Genomic DNA, 20348 nt, shown 5'->3' with positions numbered 1-20348 from the left:
CTGATAGGCTATTTTATTTGTCATTCCGAACCTGGGCAGCGCTCACACAGGCTGCTTTAGCAACCTGAACGCCCGTCAGGGCGGCCCTGAAGGGGCGAGCGCAGCGAGTAATCCTCACGTACGCCCTCTACGCTCCGGTTGCTCCGCACTGTCCGTGTCCAGACTGCCTGCAACAATTACGCCTGTTGGGAGAGGCTCGTCGCGGAAGCGGGGCGGGCGGCGTATTGCGGTTCAGCCGTCACGCACCATTGTTGATAGCGTTGATACAGTTGTTGATAGCGGGCAACGCGCGCCGGATCGGGCTGCAGCGTCACGGCAATCGGACTGGCCATGACCTGCTGAGCATCCGGGACGCTGGCGTGAACACCTGCGGCAACGGCGGCGAAAATGGCCGCACCCAATGCACAGCACTCGTCAGAGGCGACGATATCCAGTGGCCGGTTCATCACATCGCAGCAGGCCTGCATAATCGCCGGAGATTTTCGCGCGATGCCGCCGAGAGTCAGAATGCTCCCGACCGGGATCTGCTGCTGCTCAAAGCACTCCATAATGGCGCGCGCGCCAAACGCGGTTGCTGCGACCAGACCACCAAACAATGCAGGGGCATCAGTGCCCAGATTCAGGTCGGTAATCACCCCTTTCAGACGCTGATTTGCATTCGGTGTGCGGCGCCCGTTAAACCAGTCCAGTACCACCGGCAGGTGATCGAGCTGCGGATTGGCAGCCCAGGCCTCGGTTAAATCCTTAATCAGCGTTTTTTGCATCTCAGCCAGCTGAGGCTTCAGTTCCGGATGCTGCTGCGCCGCCAGCTGTAATGGCCAGCCCAGCAAACGGCTGAACCAGGCGTAGATATCACCAAAGGCAGACTGACCCGCCTCCAGTCCGATAGCGCCAGGTACCACGCTGCCATCAACCTGACCGCAGATGCCTTTGATATCGCGATCGCCGACCTTTTCTGCGTCAGCAATCAGAATGTCGCAGGTTGAGGTGCCGATGACTTTTACCAGCGTATAAGGTTTAGCTCCGCCGCCGACCGCGCCCATGTGACAGTCAAACGCGCCACCGGAAAGCGTCACGGTCTGCGTCAGACCAAGACGCTGCGCCCATTCCGGGCTGAGGGTGCCCACTGGCAGGTCCGCGGTCCAGGTGTCTGTGAACAGAGGAGAGTCGAGCTGCTGCGTTAACAGCGGGTCGAGCGCATCCAGGAAATCGACATCGGGCAGGCCGCTCCAGTCGCCGTGCCACAACGCTTTATGCCCGGCGGCGCAACGGCCGCGACGCAGCTTATCTGGTGCGGTGGTGCCGCTTAACAGGGCGGGCACCCAGTCGCACAGCTCCACCCAGGAGACGGCGGCTTCGCGCACAGCCGAATCTTCACGCGACACGTGCAGAATCTTCGCCCAGAACCACTCCGAAGAATAGATGCCGCCGATATAGCGGCTGTAATCCTGGAAGCGGCCACTGTGGCAAAGCTGATTAATCTCTTCCGCTTCTTCTATAGCCGTGTGATCTTTCCACAACACGAACATCGCGTTGGGGTTCTCAGCGAACTCCGGACGCAGCGCCAGCACGTTGCCGTCGCGGTCAATAGGAGCCGGGGTAGAACCGGTGCTGTCAACGCCAATGCCGACCACGGCGTTGCGCTGATCTTCACTCAGTGCATTCAGAACGCCGAGCAGCGCCTGCTCCATAGCGTCAATATAATCCTGTGGATGGTGGCGAAAACGGTTGGTGTGCGGATCGCTGTATAAGCCCTGTTGCCAGCGCGGATAGCTGAACACCGCACTCTGCAGCTCTTTGCCGCTATGACAATCCACGGCCAGCGCACGCACCGAATCACTACCAAAGTCCAGCCCAAGGGTGATGGCTCCAGCACGCATCGGAATCTCCTGTAGTTAGTTAACGCCTTTATCCTGGGTTCGGTGCGCCAAATCAGTTAGTCATGGCTGGCTGACAATATGCACTTTTCTGTCATCGGCAGTGATTTTGTGATCCATTGCATAAGTTAAGGACCGGTTAAATTTGCTGAATATATGGATGATTTTGCCGTGATTTTAAGATGTGATACCGCTCTACATTTTTCTTCGCTAATACCGCTAAAACTAGCCCAGCGTCTGGACACTCTGTCAGCACATGCCAGCCTAACGCACTGATTTATGGCTGTACCCACAAAACAAAACTTACTGGTAGCGTTTACACCGATTCGTTATTAGCAGCGAAAAATAACCTGGTACCGGAGAGCATCATGCATAAATTCACTAAAGCATTCGCGGCCATCGGCCTGGCAGCGGTTATGTCACAATCCGCTATCGCCGAGACCATGAAGCTGGGTTTTTTAGTCAAGCAACCAGAAGAACCCTGGTTCCAGACTGAATGGAAATTCGCCGATAAAGCGGGCAAAGATCTTGGCTTTGATGTCATTAAAATTGCCGTGCCGGATGGTGAAAAAACCCTGAATGCCATCGACAGCCTGGCGGCGAACGGCGCAAAAGGTTTTGTCATCTGTACGCCCGATCCAAAACTCGGTTCCGCCATCATGGCAAAAGCGCGCGGCTACGGCCTGAAAGTCATCGCAGTGGATGATCAGTTCGTCACCGCCAAAGGCAAGCCAATGGATACCGTGCCACTGGTGATGATGGCGGCCACTAAAATTGGTGAGCGTCAGGGTCAGGAGCTTTATAAAGAGATGCAGAAACGCGGCTGGGATGTGAAAACCACCGGCGTGATGGCCATTACCGCCAACGAACTCGACACCGCTCGTCGTCGTACTGGCGGCTCAATGGACGCGATCAAAGCCGCTGGCTTCCCGGCAGCCCAGATCTACCAGGTCCCAACCAAATCTAACGACATCCCTGGCGCGTTTGATGCCGGTAACTCCCTGCTGGTGCAGCATCCTGAAGTCAAACACTGGCTGATTGTCGGCATGAACGACAACACCGTGCTGGGCGGCGTACGTGCGACTGAAGGTCAGGGCTTTAAAGCGGCTGACGTCATCGGTATCGGCATCAACGGCGTCGATGCCATCAGCGAACTTTCGAAAGACAAGGCGACCGGCTTCTACGGTTCGCTGCTGCCAAGCCCGGATATCCACGGCTACAAAAGCAGCCAGATGCTCTACAACTGGGTCAGCAAAGGTGAAGAGCCACCTAAATTCACCGAAGTTACTGATGTGGTGCTGATCACCCGTGACAACTTCAAAACTGAACTGGCGAAAAAAGGACTGATGTAACTCCGAGCCTGTCGGGCTGTTCGCAGCCCGGCATCCTTAATAGCCCATTTCGCGTCGCCCGCCATAACCGGCCGGTGGCGCGAAAGAGTGAGGATTAACATGAACACTGATTCAGCATTTCTGTCGTTTCATGGCATCAGTAAAACTTTCCCTGGCGTGAAAGCGTTGCAGGATATCTCCTTCGACTGCCGTGGCGGTGAAGTTCACGCTCTGATGGGCGAGAACGGCGCAGGCAAATCGACGCTGTTAAAAATACTCAGCGGCAGTTATCAGCCGAGCGGCGGTGAGATTCGTATTAAAGGCAAGCCGATGAGTTTTCAGCGCACGACGGATGCACTGGACGCGGGCGTCGCCATTATTTACCAGGAACTGCATCTGGTGCCGGAAATGAGCGTGGCGGAGAACATCTATCTCGGTCAGATTCCGCACAAACATGGACTGGTCAACCGTAAGCTGATGCGTTTTGAGGCGGGCGTACAGCTGAAAAATCTCGGCATGGATATCGATCCCGATATGCCGCTGAAATACCTGTCGCTGGGCCAGTGGCAGATGGTGGAGATTGCCAAAGCGCTGGCGCGCAACGCACGTATTATCGCCTTTGATGAGCCAACCAGCTCCCTGTCGGCGCGTGAAATCGACAACCTGTTCCGCGTCATTCGCCAGCTCCGCGAGGAGGGCCGGGTGGTGCTCTACGTTTCACACCGTATGGAAGAGATTTTCGCCCTTAGCGATGCCATCACCGTGTTTAAAGATGGCCGCTACGTGCGGACATTTACTGACATGGCGAACACCCATCACGACGATCTGGTACAGGCGATGGTTGGGCGCAACCTGGGTGATATCTATGGCTACTCACCGCGTCCCAAAGGGGAAGTGCGGCTGGAGCTGGACAAGGTTGAAGCGAAGGGCGTACGTACGCCAATTTCACTGAAAGTCCATGCCGGTGAAATCGTTGGACTGTTTGGACTGGTCGGTGCCGGACGCAGTGAACTGCTGAAGGGCCTGTTCGGCGGCACGCGTTTGCGTGGCGGTCAGGTCATCCTGGACGGCAAGCCACTGCCGCTGCGTGAGCCGATTGACGCCATTCGTGCCGGCATCATGCTCTGCCCGGAAGATCGTAAAGCTGAGGGCATTATTCCGGTGCACTCGGTGCGCGACAACATCAACATCAGCGCCCGCCGTCACAACCTGACTGCCGGTTGCCTGATAAAAAACGGCTGGGAAAACAAGAACGCCGACAGCCATATCCGCTCGCTGAATATTAAAACGCCCAGCGCCGATCAGCTGATCATGAACCTTTCTGGCGGTAATCAGCAGAAGGCGATCCTGGGACGCTGGCTCTCTGAGGATATGAAAGTGATCCTGCTGGATGAGCCAACGCGCGGCATCGATGTCGGTGCCAAACATGAAATTTATAACCTGATTTATCAGCTGGCGAACCGGGGCATTGCGGTGCTGTTCGCCTCGAGCGATTTACCGGAAGTGATGGGCCTGGCCGATCGCATCGTTGTGATGCGTGAAGGTGCCATTGCCGGTGAACTGCTGCACGACGACGCCACGGAGCAGCAGACGCTGAGCCTGGCGATGCCCAAAACCACTCAAGCGGCCGCCGTGGCCTGACAGGAGATCATCATGGCTTCATCTACGACCTCAAATACACCGCAGCCCGCTTCACGCGGCGGCCTGCAGTTAGGTCGCATCTGGGACAACTTCGGCATGCTGGTGGTATTTGCACTGCTGTTTATTGTCTGTGCGATTTTTGTGCCGAACTTCGGCTCGTTTATCAATATGAAAGGCTTAGGGCTGGCGATGTCGATGTCCGGCATGGTCGCCTGCGGCATGCTGTTCTGTCTGGCCTCCGGTGATTTTGACCTGTCGGTCGCTTCCGTTATCGCCTGTGCGGGTGTCGTCACCGCCGTGGTCATCAATATGACGGAAAGCCTGTGGATTGGTGTGGGTGCCGGACTGGTGCTCGGCATGATCACCGGCTTTATCAACGGCTTTGTGATCGCCCGGCTCAAGATCAATGCGCTGATCACCACGCTGGCGACGATGCAGATCGTGCGCGGCCTGGCTTATATCTTCTCTGACGGTAAAGCGGTTGGTATTGAAGATGAGCGCTTCTTTGAACTGGGCTTTGCCAACTGGCTGGGTGTGCCCGCGCCGATCTGGCTGACCCTGGCCACCATGGTGATCTTCGGCTTCCTGCTCAACAAAACCACCTTTGGTCGTAATACGCTCGCGATTGGTGGCAATGAAGAGGCGGCGCGCCTGGCGGGTGTACCGGTAGTGCGCACCCGTATCATCATCTTTATCCTCTCCGGCCTGGTCTCTGCGGCGGCGGGCATTATTCTGGCGTCACGTATGACCAGCGGCCAGCCGATGACCTCCATCGGCTATGAACTGGTGGTGATTTCTGCCTGCGTACTGGGTGGTGTTTCACTGAAGGGCGGCATCGGCAAGATCTCTTACGTGGTGGCGGGGGTATTGATCCTCGGCACGGTAGAGAATGCGATGAATTTATTGAATATCTCGCCATTCTCACAGTATGTGGTGCGCGGTCTGATACTGTTAGCTGCGGTGATTTTTGACCGTTACAAACAGAAAAAAGCCTGATTGAGCGAGCCGTTGGCCTGCGGACGCAGAGGTGTCTGCAGGCTATCCGAACAATAACAGACTGAGTGAGGACGCTATGTATCACCGCGAATTACCGGCTGAGCAGCAAAACCCCTTGTTGCCGGGCTATTCATTCAATGCCTGGCTGGTGGCAGGGCTGACGCCCATCACTGCCGATGGTCCACTCGATTTTTTTATCGACCGCCCGCACGGCATGAAAGGTTACATTCTGAATCTCACCATTAAAGGTAAAGGGCGGGTATTCGACGGCGAGCGGGCATTTGACTGCGAGCCCGGCGAAATGCTGCTGTTTCAGCCAAAAACCGCCCACTACTATGGTCGCGCGCCGGACAGTCCGCAGTGGTTCCACCGCTGGGTCTATTTCCGTCCGCGCGCCTACTGGCACGACTGGCTGCGCTGGCAGGATGAGCAGGAGGGTGTGGGACGACTGCTGCTGCCTGAGTCACTGCGTGGCGAGTTTGACCGACTGTTTGCCAGTATCGAACAGACCCATAATTCGGGTCGGCGCTTTGCGGAAGAGCTGGCGATGAACCTGCTGGAGCGACTACTGCTACGTGCCGTTGAAGAAGATCCGCGTAGTCATCAGCTCATCCGCGATCCACGCGTAATTGAAGCCTGCCAGTATGTGACCAACCATCTTGCCAGCGAAGTGAAGATTGAAGAGGTGGCGCGTCACGTCTGCCTGTCACCGTCGCGGCTGGCACACCTGTTCCGCGAGCAGATGGGGGTCAATCTGCTGCGCTGGCGTGAAGATCAGCGCGTTATTCGCGCCAAACTGTTGCTGCAGACCACCCAGGAACCGATCGCCTCGGTAGGGCGTGAAGTGGGTTACGACGACCAGCTCTACTTCTCGCGCGTGTTTCGCAAGCGTGTTGGTGTCAGTCCCAGCGATTTCCGCCGCCGCAATCAGGACGCACACGACAGCCTGGCGGCGCAGACGGCCTGGCCCCTGGCGCGGAGTGCTATCTCTTAGTTTTTTCGGGAGATTCCGCCTTGTCCTCACCTGGTTAATAGTCTTAAATCAATCAGGTTAGCGACAAAGAGGAATCAAAATGAGCGATAAATTACGTGTTGGTCTGATCGGCTACGGTTTTGCCAGTAAAACGTTTCACGCCCCGCTGATTGCAGGGACACCGGACGTCGAGCTGGCAGCCATTTCCAGTAGCGACGCCAGCAAAGTCCACGCCGACTGGCCTGCTGTTAAAGTGGTGGCCGATCCTCAGGCGCTGCTGGACGACCCTACGCTGCAACTGATTGTTATTCCTACCCCCAACGACACCCACTTCCCGCTGGCAAAAGCGGCGCTGAACGCCGGTAAACATGTGGTGGTCGACAAGCCGTTTACCGTGACGTTGTCACAGGCGCGCGAACTGGATGCGCTGGCGAAAGCCAAAGGTTTGCTGCTATCGGTGTTCCATAACCGCCGCTGGGACAGTGACTTTCTGACGCTGAAATCCCTCCTTGAGACAGGCTCACTGGGTGAAGTGCGCTATTTCGAATCGCACTTTGACCGCTTCCGTCTGGAAGTGCGTAATCGCTGGCGCGAAATGAAGGGCGCAGGCAGCGGAATCTGGTATGACCTGGGGCCACATCTGCTGGACCAGGCGCTGCAGCTGTTTGGCCCGCCGGTCGCTATTAATGTCGACCTGGCCGAGATGCGTCCGGGCGCGCAGACCACCGACTACTTCCACGCCACGCTGACCTACCCGCAGCGCCGCGTGGTGCTGCACGCCAGCATGCTGGTGGCAGCAGAATCTGCCCGTTATACCGTCCACGGCACGCGCGGCAGTTACGTCAAATATGGTCTGGACCCACAGGAAGATCGCCTGAAGTCGGGGGATTTCCCGCCGCAGGAGGACTGGGGTTATGACATGCGCGACGGCACGCTGACGTTAGTTGACGGTGATTCACTGACGGAAACTACTCAACTGACTCAGCCGGGCAACTATCCCGCTTACTATGCGGGCATCCGCGATGCGATTGCCGGACGCGGTAACAATCCGGTGACGGCGGAAGAGGCGATTCAGGTGATGGAGCTGATTGAACTGGGTCTGCAATCCGCTGAGAAACGCCAGACGATGTCGCTGAAGCGCGTCTGATCTGTAGGTGCTTAATGCAGAAAGCAGAACGGGCCGGTTATCCGGCCCGTTTTATTAGCAGCGCCAACTGCAAGACCGAGCCAGCGAAGGGAGCACGGTCAGATCGGAAAGACGCAAAAGCCGCCATCCATGGCATGCTCGGCCCTCGCCGCCCTGGCGCGGGACGCTTTCCTCTTCTGACCGTGTTCCCTGCGCGTCAAGCATATGCGTGGCTGTCAGAATTGCCCGGAGTGTGTTGGGGCAGCAGAGTGACGGGCCGGTTATCCGGCCCGTTTTTTGTCGCTACGCTTCAGGATTACTGCACGCGTGCGCGGATAGCCGCTTTCTCAGCCTCGCTGAGGAAGGCAATCGTCAGACCATTCTCCTGCGCCTGACGCATCTGCGCTGCGCTCAGACCGGCAGCCGGTGCGGCGTGCTGATACTCATGCGCCAGTTCAATGCCCTGAACCGCCGGATCATCCGTGTTGATGGTCGCCAGAATGCCATGCTCCAGGAAGGTTTTCAGCGGATGCTGCGCCAGCGAGGGCACAGTGCTGGTCTGAATATTGGAGGTCAGGCAGGATTCAATACCAATCCGGTGCTCCGCCAGGAAATCCATCAGCGCGCGATCTTCGATCGCTTTCACACCGTGACCAATACGTTCAGCGCCCAGCTCCCGAATTGCCTGCCAGATGCTCTCTGGTCCAGCCGCTTCGCCCGCATGTACGGTAACGCGGAAGCCGGCATCGCGCGCCTGGGTAAAGTGGCTCAGGAACTCGCTGCCCGGGAAGCCAAGCTCATCTCCCGCCAGATCGACCCCAGTGATGTGATCGCGATGGGTAAGCAAACCTTCCAGCTCGCCGAGGCAGGCATCTTCGCCAAAGGTACGGCTCATAATACCAATCAGACGCACGTCGATATCGTGTTGCTGCCGACCTGCGCGTACGCCCTCGATCACCGCTTCGACCACACCGGCAATCGGCAGGTTGTGGGTCATCGCCATATAACCAGGGGAAAAACGCAGTTCAGTGTAGTGAATGCCGGCGCGCGCGGCATCTTCGACATTCTCCTGCGCGATCCGGCGGCAGGCATCCAGATCGCCCAACACTTTCACGCCCCAGTCGAGCTTCTGCAGGAAGCTCACCAGGTCAGGTTCATTCTCGCCGACCTGCACGTGCGGAAGCAGAGTCTCAAGCGTGGTGGCGGGCAGGGTAAGGTTAAACTGGCGACCTAAATCGAGAATGGTTTGTGCACGAATGTTGCCATCAAGGTGGCGGTGAATATCAGTCAGTGGGATTTTTGAATCGATCATGGCGCACTCGCTCAGTTGTCGGTGAAGTGCAGAGCATTATAAAAATATCTTGCGCAACAGCGCCAGCTATTTGCGCAACAGCCTCGCCGGATGCTGCTTAATTACCCATAACCAGCGAGTGAGAGCCACTTCGCCGATGGATGTCAGCCCTGCAACTGATGTATCGCCGCAATAAGGCGCGAAATGCCATCTTCAATCTTACTACGCGGACAGCCAACGTTAAGACGCAGAAACCCGCTGCCTGCGTCGCCGTAGGTTGAGCCGGGCATAATCGCCACCCGTTGCTGGATCAGCGCCTGTTGCAGTGCCTCTTCAGGAATACCCAGCGCATTCATATCGATCCAGGCGAGATAGGTCGCTTCAGGGATGTGCCAGTTAAGTCCGGGAAACTCAGTGTTGAGGCGATCGGCAACCCGCGTGAAATTGCCGTAAAGATAGCTGCGTAGCGCATCCAGCCACGGCTCGCCATGTCGGTAGGCGGCAACGTGTGCCGTGACGGCCAGCACCGCCGGAGACGAAAGGCCGTCAGCATTTTTCAGCGCCTGAAACCAGGCTGCTCTGTCCGCCGCATCCGGGATGATGCCCCACGCACCCGTCAGGCCCGGCACGTTGAAGCTTTTAGACGCCGAGGTAAACAGCGCCCAGTCACTGCGTGCCACGCTGGCCCACGGAGTATGGGGTTGATTACCCATGATCATATCCATATGGATTTCATCGCTGATCACCCGCACGCCGTGACGATCGCAGAGCGCCGCCATCTGTTGCAGCTCCGTTGTCGTCCAGACTTTGCCGGTGGGATTGTGGGGGCTGCAGAGCAACAGGATTTTGCAGCGCGGGCGCGCCAGTCGCGTCTCCAGCGCGGCCATATCACATCGCCAGCGCCCGCGATCCCGCTGCAACGGCATCTCCAGCACCTGTCGCTGATTGCCGCGTACAGTTTTATAAAAGGCATCGTAGGCGGGAGTATGAAGTACCACTTCATCATCCAGGTGACTCCAGCGACGCAGCATCTGCGCCACCATATAGATCACTGACGGGCCATAAACCAGCGTGTCAGCATCGGGCTGGTAGCCGAAACGACTGGACATCCAGTGACAGCAGGCGGAAAGAAAATCGTCATGCTGCCAGCGACTATAACCCAACACGCCGTGTGCCACGCGCTGCGCCAGCGCCTGCTGAACCGCTGGTGCTGTTCTGAAGTCCATATCGGAAATGGTAAATGGCAACAGATCGGATACGCCAAAGCGGTCAGCCACAAAATCCCACTGCGTAGACCAGCTGCCACGGCGATCGATGACTTCGTCAAAGTTAAACATTATCGGCTCCAGCGCATCATGCAGTCACATTCATCAGGTGTGACAGTTCATCTTTCACCGACTGCACCTGCGGGCCAATGACCACCTGCAGGCTGGTCTGATTGAGATGCACAACCCCAATCGCGCCGTTGGCTTTCAGCGCCGCATCGTCCACCTTACTCATATCCGCCATGGTTAAACGCAGACGTGTCAGGCAGTTGTCCAGCGAGGTAATATTCTCAACGCCGCCCAGCGCCGCCAGGATAGCCGGTGAGTTATAGCCCGATTTACCTTTACCGGCATTGCTGACCTGCTGCGCAACCGCACTGGTATTTTCTACTTCCCGGCCCGGCGTTTTGATGTTGAAGTGCAGAATGGCGAAACGGAAAATCAGGTAGTAACCGGCAAACCATATCGCTGCAACAACCGGTACCCAGTACCACTTTGTCGACAGGCCGTGTAGTACACCAAACACGACAAAGTCGATGATATTGCCATCTGTATTGCCGATAGTAACCCCGAGTATCGCCATGATGGTGAAGCCAACACCGGTCAGCAGAGCGTGGATAAGATAGAGGAAGGGGGCGACAAACAGAAACAGAAATTCGATCGGTTCAGTGGTGCCGCCGACCACGCAGGCCACTACGCCAGAGATTAACAGACCTTTAATCTTATGGCGATTCTCCGGCCGGGCGCAGTGATAGATGGCCAGGGCGGCACCAGGCAGACCACCGAGGAAGGCCGGCATTTTGCCCTGAGACAGGAAGCGGGTCGCGCTTTCAGCAAAACCGTGGGTTTCCGGGCAGGCGAGCTGCGCCTGGAAAATGGTTAACGCACCGCTGACGCTCCTGCCACACACATCCAGTGTGCCGCCTGCATCGGTAAAGCGCATGATCGCCACCAGAATATGCTGCAGGCCAAACGGCAGTAGCAGGCGTTCGCCGGTACCAAAAATCATCGGGCCAAAGTCACCCGCGCTATTAATCATCCAGCCTAATCCGGTAATGCCCCGTGCGAAAAATGGCCAGATCAGCGGCACGACCAGCCCCATTAACCCAATCACCAGCGTGGTGATAATCGGGACAAACCGGGTGCCGCCAAAAAAGGCCAGCGCATCGGGTAGTCGGATGTTATGGAAGCGCTCGTGTAGCCAGAACACGACGATACCCACAATCACCGCACCCAGTATGCCTGTATCGATCGACGGAATCCCCATGATCGGCTGAACGTTATTCGCTTTAAGCAGGGCGGCATCAGTGGTCGGCAGAATGCCATTGATATTTAGCCAGAAGTTGATGCTGAGGTTTAATACAGCATAACCCACGAAACCGGCAAACGCTGCAACACCTTTGTTCTCGCGCGCCATACCCAGCGGAATCGCAATAGCGAACATCAGCGGCAGATAGCTGAAGGCAAACGATCCCAGCTTGGCCATCCACAGAAAGAGATATTGGAGCCAGGAGTGATCAAGCACAGGTAACAGAGTCAGAACGTCATGGCTGCTCAGTGAACTGCCAATCCCGAGCATGATGCCGCAGAATGAGAGCAGGGCAACCGGCAGCATAAAGGTTTTCCCCAGACTCTGGAAAAATTCCCAGACGGACATTTTTTGGTGAGAGGGTGACATGAACGCTCCTGGATAAAAGGACCATTGAGTAAAGTGGCGGGATGATAAAACGTTTTACCTGGATCTTATGCGCGCTGAATCACAATCCTCAGGTCATGGGTGATATTATTCTGACGTCATAAGGTGTAACGTTTTACCTTGTTTTCTAATGCTGTAGTTCAGTTGAGTAATCTGATGAGTAAAATCACCATCAATGATGTTGCGGCGGCGGCGGGCGTCTCGGTGACCACGGTATCGCTGGTGTTATCCGGTAAAGGACGGATCTCTGTGGCCACCATGGCACGCGTGAATGAGGCCATTGAGCAACTCGGCTTCGTCCGTAACCGTTCAGCGACCATGCTGCGTGGCGGTGAGAGTGGTGTGATTGGATTGATTGTCCGCGATCTCAGTCAGCCGTTTTATGCCGAGATGACGGCAGGTCTGAGCGAAGCGCTGGAGAAGCAGGGCAAATTGCTGTTCCTGACGCAAAGCGGTGCTCAGGGGCAGCATCTGCATCGCTGCTTTGAGTCACTGATCGCTCATGGGGTGGATGGTATAGTGCTGGGAGGCGGTGCCGACAAGGCCAGCCAGATTGTGACGAGAGCCAGCGAACTGAATATGGCGTTAGTCTGCGCCGCGCGCGCCAGTAGCCTGGAAGAGGTGGACGCTATCCGTCCCGATAATGCTCAGGCTGCGCGTCTTGCCACTGAATACCTGATTCGTCAGGGACATCAGCGGATTGCCTGGCTGGGCGGCCATAGCGCTTCACTGACGCGGGCGGAACGGCTTGGCGGCTATTGCGCCACACTGCTGCAATATGGTCTGCCGTTCAGGCCTGAATGGATTATTGAATGCGGCAGTACCCAGAAAGAGGCTGCCGAAGCGGCGGTCCAGTTGTTTCAGCACCATCCCCGATTGACCGCCGTGCTGGCTTACAATGCCACTACCGCGCTGGGGTGTTATTTTGGGCTGATGCGCACCGGGCGCACATTTTCCCGTGGTGCAGTCGACAGCTATTACGATCAACAACTGGCTTTAATGGGGTTTGGCGATGAACCGCAGGCGGAACTCACCGATCCCCCTCTGACGTTTGTCACCAGTTCCGCACGGGAGATTGGCCGCGTGGCCGCAGATCGTATCCTGCAGCGGATGGCGCATCCTGACGCCGCCCGGCAAAACGTGATTATGCCGCCACAGCTGGTTATTCGCGGGTCGGCATAAAAAAGGCGACCCGGAGGTCGCCTTTGATGGAAGACAGCGCAATTACTGTGGCATGCCTTCGCTGGTGGGCATGCCCAGCATATAGCGGGACATGAACTGCTCCAGCGTCATCTTGTCGCCGTTCATGTTCACCTGACCGTTGGCATACTGCAGGCTGGTCACGATGTTGTTATCCTGCTGCTGAGTCAGGCGGAACATCTGACCCATCGCCGCCAGACCCTTCACCTGCTGATCCGCCAGCTTTTGCGCGTCGTCGGCCTGATAACCTTCAGCCAGACCTACCTTACGCATGGTTTCGGTGGCCATCGGCATGTTGATGACCAGTTTGCTATCCAGGCTTTTCAGCACCCGATCAACCATGGCGCTGAGGGTCTGCGCTTCGCCGGTGACGGTGGACGGATCGTTGAAGCTGGCGGTCAGATTGAAGGTACTTTCACCTTTATCGTTTTTCCAGCTCAGCGGAGCGATGCTGATGGATGGCGAGCCTTTCAGCAGCATCGACAGGTTGTTCATCAGAATCTGATGAACGCCCGCCTGATAGCGAATAGGGTCTTCCGCAACGCCAGGCTGGCTCAGCAGTTCCTGCATCTGCGCGTTGTAACGATCGGAGAAGGCTTTGACTGCCTGGGCATCAAACTGGGACAGCTTCATTTTCAGGGCTGCCTGACCAAAATCCTGTTTCTGCAGCTGAACGCCTTCAACCTTGTAATCGATATTGCCGCCAATCTTACCGGCACTATTATCGAACGAGGAGGTGCCTTTCATTTTATTCAGCGTCAGGGCATCCTGACCATTGATGCTGGCATTCACCTTCTCAATGTCTACCGACTGGTCGCCGATACGCACGCCTTCCGGGCTGAGATGTGTGTTACCGCTTAGCTTCAGACCATTAATGGTGAAGAGGACAGGCTGGCCCATCTCATTTTTGCTGGTCAGCGCGAGGCTATCAACGTCACCGTCCAGCGACACTTTATCGCCTTTGTTATCTGCACTGACGTTGAAGGTGCCGCCATTGGTGGCCAGGCGTTCGCCGGTTTGGGCATTCTGATAGTCAACCGGCAAGACGCGCAGCGCGGTATCCGTGGCGCCGCTGTAACCAATGCGGGTGTCTGCGTTAATCAGAGACTTGTTCCCGGTCAGTTCAAACAGTTTTTTCACCGCATCGGTGTTAGCCAGTTCGGTATGAACGGACGCCATGCTTGGGATCAGATTGAAATGCTTCAGCTGCGCGAACGGGAAAGGACCATGATCGATAGTCTCATTCAGGATGATGCTCTGACCCGGTTTCAGCAGCGGATTATCTTCCGTCTGTGAGCTGGCCTGAACCACCAGATTTACTTTGCTGCTGAACACGCCGCGCTGATAGTCCTGATAGCTGATCTTCAGTCGGCTGTTCGGGGCATAAGCATTCAGCTGAGCGTTGGCGTTTTGCACCAGCTGGTCCCTGTGGCTTTCAATCTGCTTGCCGGTGAACCATGCCGCGCCAGTCCAGACTACGCCCAGTGCGATGATCACACCTACGGCAACATTGGTCTTTTTCATTGCTGATTCGTCCTTATCCTTGAGTCCGCTTATGCCGCAGGTTTAGCCTGGCGACCGAAGAAAAACGCCCGCAGGCGTTTAAAAGCTAATAGGTTGAAATAATAGCAGTTAACAGGCATGCCGTCAGCCGCTTCACCCTAAGTCGTTAAACACCCGCGCCAGTCGGCCCGTGCCAGCCGCCGTAACCGGTGATTCGCTGGCGGCAATGAAGCAGGACTCGCCAGGCTTCAGCGTCACCTGCTGCTCGCCTTTGGCGATCACGGCCTGGCCTTCGATGCAGAACATTATCGCGGCGCTCTGCTGCGCCAGCGACTGGGGTTGTGCATTGAGACTGTGAATAGCAAAGGCAAAATCGTCGACCGGAATCGGGAAGCGCAGTGTGTTGCCCTGGTGCTCCGGCGCTGTCAGCAACGCATTAGCGGGCTTCTCATCGAACTTCAGATTGGCCATCAACTCGGCAATATCGATATATTTCGGGGTTAAACCGGCCCGCAGGACGTTATCGGAGTTTGCCATCACCTCCAGTGCCACGCCTTTCAGATAGGCGTGCGGGGTTTCCGCGTAGAGGAACATCGCCTCGCCAGGTTGCAGGGTAATGACATTCAGCAGCAGCGGTGAAAACAGGCCACTGTCGTCAGGATACTCTGCCGCAATCATACGGATGGTTTCCCATGGCTCGCCCTGTTGCACGTCAAGCGCAGATTTCAGCACGCCCAGCGCCAGCGATTTCGCCTCGCCCTCCAGTGACAGCAGGGTAGAGAACAGCGCGGCCAGCGTATCCTTTTCAGGGTGCTGCAAAAAATGCGCAATCTGTGGATGTGCGCCCGCCACCGGTTCCAGCAGTGAAACCATCTGCGTCAGTGTGCGAAAGCCATTCATCGCCTGAAACGCAGTCAGCGCATAGACCAGCTCTGGCTTGTGGTTGGCATCTTTATAATTGCGCTCAGCCGCAGCCAGTGGAATACCCGCTGCATTCTCACGCGCAAAACCCACTTCGGCTGCATGCTTGCTGGGATGAACCTGAATCGACAGCGGTTGATCGGCACATAACACTTTGAACAGGAAAGGCAATTCACCAAAACGCTGCGCCACCGCATCGCCCAGCATCGCCGCAGGCGAAGCATCAATCACGTCACGCAAAGAACGCTCGCTGCCCTGATCAATAACGGTTGAAGGGCTTTTCGGATGTGCGCCCATCCAGAGTTCCGCCATCGGCAGCCCTTTTGGGTTCTCAACCCCATAAAGTTCAGTCAACGCAGTTTTGCTGCCCCACGCGTAGTTTTGCAGCGAATTGTTCATTTTTTGCATCGCATAATCCTTTATCACGGGAAATTATTGCGGCTATTAAAGCAGAAACTACCGGTAAAAATACATATCCAGCGCAAAAGGACGCTAAGCTCTGATAATGTTAAATTATTGTATATTACTATTCTGACTGCCTGGCAGCCGATCGTGATCACGGACCAGGCGGTCATTCTTTAAAACAAGGTGAAGGAGACGTATTCATGGCAGCCAACCGCATTGAGAAAGATTCAATGGGCCCCATCGACGTACCGGTAGACAAACTGTGGGGCGCGCAGACGCAGCGCTCACTGGAACACTTCCGCATCTCAACTGAAAAAATGCCGACCGCGCTGGTGCATGCACTGGCACTGACCAAGCGCGCCGCCGCCAGCGTGAACCGCGATCTGGGCCTGCTGCCCGCAGATCGCGCCGATGCGATTATCAGCGCGGCGGATGAAGTGCTGGCGGACAAGCATGCGGATGAATTCCCGCTGGCAATCTGGCAAACCGGTTCCGGCACGCAGACCAATATGAACATGAACGAAGTGCTGGCGAATCGCGCAAGTGAAATCCTCGGCGGCGAGCGCGGTATGTCGCGCCTGGTCCATCCCAACGACGATGTGAACAAGAGCCAGAGCTCCAACGATGTCTTCCCGACGGCGATGCATGTCGCCGCCGTGATTGCCCTGCGCGAACAGCTGATCCCACAAATTCAGGTACTGAAAAAGACGTTGAGCCAGAAGTCTGACGCCTTTAAAGATATCGTCAAAATTGGCCGTACTCACCTGCAGGATGCGACGCCGCTGACGCTGGGCCAGGAGATTTCCGGCTGGGTGGCGATGCTGGAGCATAATCTGAAGCATATCGAACAGAGCATTCCGCACGTGGCGGAACTGGCGCTGGGCGGAACCGCAGTTGGCACCGGCCTGAATACCCACCCGGAATATGCAGTGCGCGTGGCGAAGGCGCTGGCCGACCTCACGCAGCAACCGTTTGTCACTGCGCCAAACAAATTTGAAGCGCTGGCCACCTGTGATGCGCTGGTGCATGCGCATGGCGCGTTGAAAGGGCTGGCTGCTTCACTGATGAAGATCGCCAACGATGTGCGCTGGCTCTCATCCGGTCCGCGCTGCGGCATCGGCGAAATTGCTATTCCTGAAAATGAACCGGGTAGCTCCATCATGCCAGGCAAAGTGAATCCAACGCAGTGTGAAGCGATGACCATGCTCTGCTGCCAGGTGATGGGCAACGATGTCGCCATTAATATGGGCGGCGCGTCCGGTAACTTTGAGCTCAATGTGTTCCGTCCGATGGTGATCCATAACTTCCTGCAATCGATTCGTCTGCTGGCAGATGGCATGGACAGCTTTAATCATCATTGCGCTGTCGGCATTGAGCCGGTGCGCGAGCGTATCGACCAGCTGCTGAACGAGTCACTGATGCTGGTGACGGCGCTCAATACTCATATTGGCTATGACAAAGCGGCAGAAATTGCCAAGAAGGCGCACAAAGAGGGGCTGACGTTAAAAGGCTCCGCGCTGAAGCTGGGTTATCTTACCGAAGAAGAGTTTGATGCCTGGGTCCGGCCGGAAGAGATGGTCGGCAGCATGAAGTCCTGATATGCAGGATGAGTCAGAGGCCAGCAGATGCTGGCCTTTTTTATTCAGAGGGGGCAATCAACCCACAGATGCAGGCGGGGTATCAGCAAATTCAGTGGCTCAGCGGCCGGTTTATGACGATGCGTTATGTTATCGGCGTCGTAATTGAGTAACTCGCCCAGCACCGGAACCTGAGTGCGATCGCGACAGATCACCAGTATTGGCGACGGGCAGGCGAGTTGCGTTTGCTTCTGTTCATCCGCGCGCCAGACACGAGCCACCGGCTGAACTTTTACGGGACGCTTGATTTTAAGCCGTGCCGAAGCGGGCAGGGCGCGTACGCTTGCCAGCTCCTCCTGCACTTTTTCCGCCCACTGTTCCCGTGACCACGGTGCCTTCGCCCGTCCCGACTTCAGGCTTTTTTCCAGCTGGGCGATCACCTCTTCGCGCCTGAGATTCTTGATAATGTGCTTGTTGGCCCAGCCGAAACGCAGGCTGTCTGGCGCGCTCAGCAGGGTAATGGTGCGATAGGCATTCAGGGTAATCAGCCCGCGCAGGTGCTGGTGGACAAACTCAAAACGCGCTTCACTCGGCAGCCCTGAATCCACGGTAATCAGCTGCTCCAGCCTTGCTTTCAGCTGGTTGATAAGTTCGACCAGCGAGACGATTTCCGCTTCCTGTTGCGCATCACATTCAATACAGAGTGCGCCGGGTAAGCGTACGGCTGCTTTCGTGCTCAGCTGTTCAGACTGGTGCTGCATAAAAAGGCGGCAGTAGTGGTCAAGCGCCATCTTTAACGCGCGCTCACCGAGATGCTGCTCAACGGCAATCCGGGTAATCGCCTCATGTTCGCGGCCTTTAACCACGGGCGGCAGGCTGAAGACACGGGCGATCAGCAAGGGTGTCGCTTCAATCTGCTGACGCAATTCACCCAGTGCCAGTTCCAGATCGTTAACACACTGATGCATATCAGCCACTAAGTCATAGCGCGTCATGTTGTGCCTCCATAGTTACAACGTCCACAATGTGGCAGAAGCTTCGGAAGGATGCAAGCGCTATATAGTTACAACATACTATAAGGTTTAATCAAAAAAACCGTGCGGTCTGTCTGGCCTGCCAGCGAAAAGGAGATCACGCATTTTGGCTTATCGCAGAACATGTTATAAAACGGTTCGCCTGCTAATGAAGAGACCCCTTGTGAATCAGAACATCAAACCCGGCATCGCCGCCATTTTTACCCTTGGCTGGGTACAGATACTTTCCTGGGGCGGGTCGTTCTACCTGATGGCGGTAATGGCGAATCCGATTGCCGCAGAGACCGGCTGGTCACAGCAGTGGATTTACGGCGCGCTATCAACCGGCATTCTGGTGTCGGGCCTGCTGTCACCGCTGGCGGGCAGAATTATCGCCCGAACCGGTGGCCGCCTGCTGCTGGCACTGAGTGGCGTCGTGATGGCGGTGGGGCTGGTGATAATGGCTTACAGCGTCACGCTGCCGCTGTTTCTGTTCGCATGGGTAATTATTGGCATCGGAATGGCGATGGGCCTCTATGATGCGCTGTTTGCCACCCTCGGCACCTGCTATGGCGGTAAGGCGCGTTCCGCGATTACCAGCATTACACTGATTTCGGGCTTCTGCACCACGCTGGTCTGGCCAGGCACGGCGTTGTTAATTCACGGCTTTGGCTGGCGGGATGCCACGTTGATTATTGCAGCCATGATGGTGGTCTGCGTTTTGCCTGCTTATCTGTTTGCCATACCGGCAAACCACGCGAAGCAGCCTGTGAAAAGACGGAGCAGGGAGCCTGCCTCAGCGGAGATCGAACCTGCGCTGTTCTGGCTACTGTGCGCCATTTTTACGCTGGCGTCCGTGATCATGACAGCGATTTCGGTCCAGCTCATCGCTTTGTTGCAGGCGACGGGCCATACGCTGACCTCGGCGCTGGCGATCAGTGCTGTGATGGGTCCGTGTCAGGTGGGATCCCGACTCGTCGACATCGCCTTTAAGCGCAGTCATCCCATTCGAACCACCTTTTTCTCCGTCGGACTGGTCGCCGCAGGCTTGCTGTTGCTGGCGATCTTTCCACAGATGGCGATACTGAGCATGGTGTTGTATGGCGCAGGAAATGGCTTACGTGCCATCGTGCGCGGAACTTTGCCGCTGGTGATGGTCAAACCAGAGTCTTACGCAATCGTGGTGGGCAAAATGGCCCGCCCGGCATTAATGGGACAGGCGCTGACACCGCTGATTGGTGGATATGTGTTTGAAAGAATGGGCGCGCCGGCGACGCTGTGGTTGCTTTGCACCTTAGCAATCTTTAACGTGGTACTGGTTATGGCGCTGAAGCAGCGATTACCGGCGGTATCGGTCACCACCGCCCGATAGCTGGGGCCATTAAGTTTTGAGAGAAGCGGGCCGTTAGCAGGCTAAGCACCTTGTGCTATCGGGCCTCCGCCTTTGGTGAATACGTGCCTTGTCACTGCTGGCTTGCTTCAAAAAAGCAACAGTGTTTGTTATATTTATTGCTCATTGATTGTTCACTTATG

15 protein-coding genes are annotated in these 20348 nt (G+C 56.3%); 8 read left to right on the top strand and 7 right to left on the bottom strand.

Annotated features, from left to right (window positions below; all coding sequences use genetic code 11):
* Positions 1–176: 176 nt before the first annotated feature.
* On the bottom strand, positions 177–1880 hold the full coding sequence (locus LQK91_RS05635; protein ID WP_105099207.1) for a ribulokinase: 1704 nt from the start codon (positions 1878–1880) through the stop codon (positions 177–179).
* A 365-nt stretch (positions 1881–2245) separates the two neighbouring features.
* On the opposite strand from LQK91_RS05635, the gene LQK91_RS05630 reads away from it, so the two are divergent.
* The 5 genes from LQK91_RS05630 to LQK91_RS05610 all read left to right on the top strand — a co-directional run bounded on the left by LQK91_RS05630 (position 2246) and on the right by LQK91_RS05610 (position 7965).
* A complete protein-coding gene (locus tag LQK91_RS05630; protein WP_003853437.1) occupies positions 2246–3229 on the top strand; it encodes an arabinose ABC transporter substrate-binding protein in 984 nt (327 codons plus the stop codon).
* 99 nt (positions 3230–3328) lie between these two features.
* Positions 3329–4849 carry an L-arabinose ABC transporter ATP-binding protein AraG gene (gene araG, locus LQK91_RS05625; RefSeq protein ID WP_003853438.1) on the top strand — a complete coding sequence of 507 codons (1521 nt, stop codon included), beginning with the start codon at positions 3329–3331 and terminating at the stop codon, positions 4847–4849.
* Between the two features lie 12 nt (positions 4850–4861).
* The gene (gene araH / locus LQK91_RS05620) at positions 4862–5845 is read left to right on the top strand and encodes an L-arabinose ABC transporter permease AraH (RefSeq protein WP_003853439.1); all 984 of its coding nucleotides are present in this window, start codon (positions 4862–4864) and stop codon (positions 5843–5845) included.
* A gap of 76 nt (positions 5846–5921) precedes the next feature.
* Positions 5922–6839 (top strand): arabinose operon transcriptional regulator AraC, encoded by a 918-nt coding sequence (gene araC, locus LQK91_RS05615; protein WP_003853440.1) that lies wholly within the window; start codon positions 5922–5924, stop codon positions 6837–6839.
* 79 nt (positions 6840–6918) lie between these two features.
* Complete coding sequence (locus LQK91_RS05610; protein ID WP_003853441.1) at positions 6919–7965, top strand: oxidoreductase; 1047 nt, start codon at positions 6919–6921, stop codon at positions 7963–7965.
* A gap of 295 nt (positions 7966–8260) precedes the next feature.
* Here the strand turns inward: LQK91_RS05610 and add are convergent, their stop codons facing one another.
* From add to malX, 3 genes are all read right to left on the bottom strand, one after another.
* A complete protein-coding gene (gene add / locus LQK91_RS05605) occupies positions 8261–9256 on the bottom strand; it encodes an adenosine deaminase (RefSeq protein ID WP_105099206.1) in 996 nt (331 codons plus the stop codon).
* 143 nt (positions 9257–9399) lie between these two features.
* Entirely contained in the window at positions 9400–10572 is a 1173-nt protein-coding gene (locus LQK91_RS05600; RefSeq protein WP_008926236.1) for a MalY/PatB family protein, read from the bottom strand.
* Positions 10573–10588: 16 nt separating this feature from the next.
* Positions 10589–12178: a maltose/glucose-specific PTS transporter subunit IIBC gene (gene malX / locus LQK91_RS05595; RefSeq protein ID WP_003853444.1), complete on the bottom strand. Its 1590-nt coding sequence runs from the start codon at positions 12176–12178 to the stop codon at positions 10589–10591.
* Between the two features lie 174 nt (positions 12179–12352).
* On the opposite strand from malX, the gene malI reads away from it, so the two are divergent.
* Positions 12353–13378 carry a Mal regulon transcriptional regulator MalI gene (gene malI / locus LQK91_RS05590; protein ID WP_039660295.1) on the top strand — a complete coding sequence of 342 codons (1026 nt, stop codon included), beginning with the start codon at positions 12353–12355 and terminating at the stop codon, positions 13376–13378.
* 42 nt (positions 13379–13420) lie between these two features.
* Here malI and LQK91_RS05585 read toward each other — a convergent pair whose 3' ends face one another.
* Entirely contained in the window at positions 13421–14920 is a 1500-nt protein-coding gene (locus LQK91_RS05585) for a YdgA family protein (protein ID WP_039660294.1), read from the bottom strand.
* 132 nt (positions 14921–15052) lie between these two features.
* Positions 15053–16228 carry a mannose-6-phosphate isomerase gene (manA, locus tag LQK91_RS05580; protein WP_003853447.1) on the bottom strand — a complete coding sequence of 392 codons (1176 nt, stop codon included), beginning with the start codon at positions 16226–16228 and terminating at the stop codon, positions 15053–15055.
* Positions 16229–16425: 197 nt separating this feature from the next.
* On the opposite strand from manA, the gene fumC reads away from it, so the two are divergent.
* Positions 16426–17823, top strand: a complete 1398-nt coding sequence (fumC, locus tag LQK91_RS05575; protein WP_003853448.1) for a class II fumarate hydratase — start codon at positions 16426–16428, stop codon at positions 17821–17823.
* A 44-nt stretch (positions 17824–17867) separates the two neighbouring features.
* Here fumC and tus read toward each other — a convergent pair whose 3' ends face one another.
* A complete protein-coding gene (gene tus, locus LQK91_RS05570; RefSeq protein ID WP_105099205.1) occupies positions 17868–18797 on the bottom strand; it encodes a DNA replication terminus site-binding protein in 930 nt (309 codons plus the stop codon).
* Positions 18798–18984: 187 nt separating this feature from the next.
* On the opposite strand from tus, the gene LQK91_RS05565 reads away from it, so the two are divergent.
* Entirely contained in the window at positions 18985–20187 is a 1203-nt protein-coding gene (locus LQK91_RS05565; RefSeq protein WP_225613735.1) for an MFS transporter, read from the top strand.
* Positions 20188–20348: the final 161 nt, after the last annotated feature.

The organism is Pantoea sp. MHSD4, from assembly GCF_021043305.1.
In the GTDB taxonomy this organism is placed as follows: Bacteria; Pseudomonadota; Gammaproteobacteria; order Enterobacterales; family Enterobacteriaceae; genus Pantoea; species Pantoea eucalypti.
This window is presented reverse-complemented; position numbering and strand designations above follow the sequence as displayed.